The sequence below is a fragment of the Flavobacterium sp. genome, assembly GCF_036515215.1.
Classification (GTDB): Bacteria; Bacteroidota; Bacteroidia; order Flavobacteriales; family Flavobacteriaceae; genus Flavobacterium.
Window position 1 is genome coordinate 1 of the sequence record NZ_DATBVQ010000082.1, and the last position, 2,674, is coordinate 2,674.

The following is a 2,674-nucleotide window of genomic DNA, read 5'->3' on the forward strand; positions in this document are numbered from 1 at the left end:
TCACCTTGGTGAATATGAGCAAGCATCTTTGACACTTTTTCGAGATAATTTTCTTTAGAAATCCGTTGATGGATCGTTAGAATTTCTTCTGTTTCGACTTTTGACTTTCGACTTTCGACTATATTTTCTAAATCCTCTTCAAATTCATCCTCGCAAAGACTAAGGTATTGCACTTCAAGTTGATCTCCTTTCAATAAAAATAATTTTTTAGGCTGAAAGAAAAACAGATCCGGAAATTCCAGACCATCAAAATTGTTGGATTGCAACGGCTCAACATCATTTTTCAGGTCATAGGCCAAGTAACCGAAAATCCAATCCTTGGTAGTTTGTTGATACTGTTTTAAATCCTCAAAAGCATTTTGGGAGTCTGTTTTTATTGACGTAAAAGCATCCACAGCCAGCAAACAGTCATAATTGGAATACTGTTGGGGATAATCATTACTATCCATAAAAATAATTTCACGGAATTGTTGTGACCAGATTAAAAGTTGTTGTTTTAACAATTTTGGGTCTGAAATGTGCTTGTGAATTGACGTTCTCAAAAATTAATTCTTTTTAAAACCCAAAATTACGACAAAAAAAAACCTTTAATATCTGATTATAGGAATAATCAGTCGATATTTTTTGTAAATTTACAGTAACGTAGTGACTCTAAAACGCTTGCATTTCTTGAATTAAGATCGCAATTGACTAATTAGCGGGTCGCCAATGGAAAATAATATAGTAGAAATTAAAGTGTGACAGCAACACATATAGTTATAACCAATAAAACCTAAACACTATGAAAATCGCTACCATCATTGTTCGAACGCTACTTGGTCTTCTGTTTCTTTATACTTCCGTCAGTTATTTTTTCAACCTAGCCCCCGAGCCAGTCGCTGTAGGGGAGTTTAAAGCCTTTCAACTCGGATTAGTGGCTTCCACTTATTTGTTGCCATTGGCAAAAACGGTAGAATTACTTTGCGCAATATCCTTTATTAGCGGCAAATACACAACCTTGGCAAATCTTGTCATTCTTCCTGTAACCATAAACATTTTATTAATCAACTATTTCTTGACGCCTGACAACTTGCCCTTGGCAGTATTTGTTTTCGTAGGAAACATATTTTTAATTTTTACTCATTGGGAAAATTACAAAAGCTTGTTTAAAGCAGACTAATTATTCTTGGCAAATTATACCCAAAAAGAAACCCGTTCATTGAACGGGTTTCTTTTTAAATATAAAACTGTGTTTTTCTACTACACGTGTAAGGCTCTGTTGTCAGTCGCTGCCAATGCCGCTTCTTTGATCGCTTCCGCAAAGGTAGGATGCGCGTGTGACATTCTTGAAATATCTTCGGCTGACGATTTGAATTCCATTGCCACTACAGCTTCGGCAATTAAATCCGCACAACGAGCACCAATCATATGCACTCCAAGAACCTCGTCTGTTTTTGCATCCGCAAGGATTTTCACAAAACCGTCTAAATCCCCACTTGCTCTAGCGCGCCCTAATGCTTTGAAAGGAAAGCTTCCTACTTTATATTCTGTTCCGGCAGCTTTCAATTGCTCTTCCGTTTGTCCTACCGCAGCCACTTCTGGCCAAGTGTAAACAACACCCGGAATCAAGTTGTAATCGATATGTGGTTTCTGCCCCGTCAAGATTTCAGCAACCATAGTCCCTTCCTCTTCGGCTTTGTGGGCTAACATAGCTCCACGAACCACATCGCCAATTGCATAAATGTTAGGGATATTAGTTTGCAAATGATCATTTACTTCAACCATCCCTCTATCCGATATTTTCACTCCCGCATTGTCTGCGTTCAATCCATCAGTATAAGGTCGACGTCCTACAGATACAAGAGAATAATCTCCTTCTAGCGTTATGGTTTCCCCTTTTGAATTTTCTGCTTGAACTACTATGCCTTCACCGTTTCTTTCAACAGATTTTACTTTATGCGAAACGTAGAACTTCATTCCTTGTTTCTTCAAGACTTTTGTCAATTCTTTAGACAAGGAAGCATCCATTCCCGGAATGATTCTGTCCATATATTCCACCACGGAAACCTGGGCACCAAGACGTAAATACACCTGTCCCAGTTCAATCCCGATCACACCACCACCAATAATGACAAGGTGTTTAGGTACTTCTTTTAGTTTTAACGCTTCGGTAGAGGTAATGATTCTTTCTTTATCAATTTTGATAAAAGGCAAATTAGATGGTTTAGAACCTGTAGCGATAATGATGTTTTTTGCTTCTACAGTTTCAGAAGTTCCGTCCGCTTTTGCAACAGCAACATGAGTCGCGTCAACAAAAGAACCCAATCCTTCCAGAACGGTAATTTTATTTTTGTCCATCAAATATTTCACTCCGCCTGAAGTTTGATCCACAACCGCTTGTTTGCGAGCGATCATTTTCTCCAAATTGACTTTCACTTCACCTGAAACTTCGATTCCATGATCTGCAAAATGAGCTATTTCAGCATAATGGTGAGAAGATGACAACAATGCTTTTGAAGGAATACATCCTACATTAAGACAAGTCCCGCCAAGAGTTGAATATTTTTCGATAATTGCTGTTTTTAGGCCTAGTTGCGCACAACGAATTGCTGCTACATATCCTCCTGGACCGGAACCAATAATGACTACGTCAAATGAACTCATAGTATATTTTATTTTGCGTTTATAGTTTGTT

The 2,674-nt window shown here is 38.0% G+C and carries 2 protein-coding genes and 1 pseudogene; 1 reads left to right on the forward strand and 2 read right to left on the reverse strand.

Translation table 11 applies throughout. The features are described from left to right. Nucleotides 1-542: pseudogene (locus VIH09_RS05955) on the reverse strand (aminodeoxychorismate synthase component I); the annotation flags it as partial. Nucleotides 543-781: 239 nt separating this feature from the next. Here VIH09_RS05955 and VIH09_RS05960 point away from each other — a divergent pair. Further along, nucleotides 782-1,159: a DoxX family membrane protein gene (locus tag VIH09_RS05960; protein WP_331578879.1), complete on the forward strand. Its 378-nt coding sequence runs from the start codon at nucleotides 782-784 to the stop codon at nucleotides 1,157-1,159. A gap of 80 nt (nucleotides 1,160-1,239) precedes the next feature. On the opposite strand, the gene lpdA is transcribed toward VIH09_RS05960, so the two are convergent. Then, nucleotides 1,240-2,643: a dihydrolipoyl dehydrogenase gene (gene lpdA, locus VIH09_RS05965; RefSeq protein ID WP_331578881.1), complete on the reverse strand. Its 1,404-nt coding sequence runs from the start codon at nucleotides 2,641-2,643 to the stop codon at nucleotides 1,240-1,242. Nucleotides 2,644-2,674: the final 31 nt, after the last annotated feature.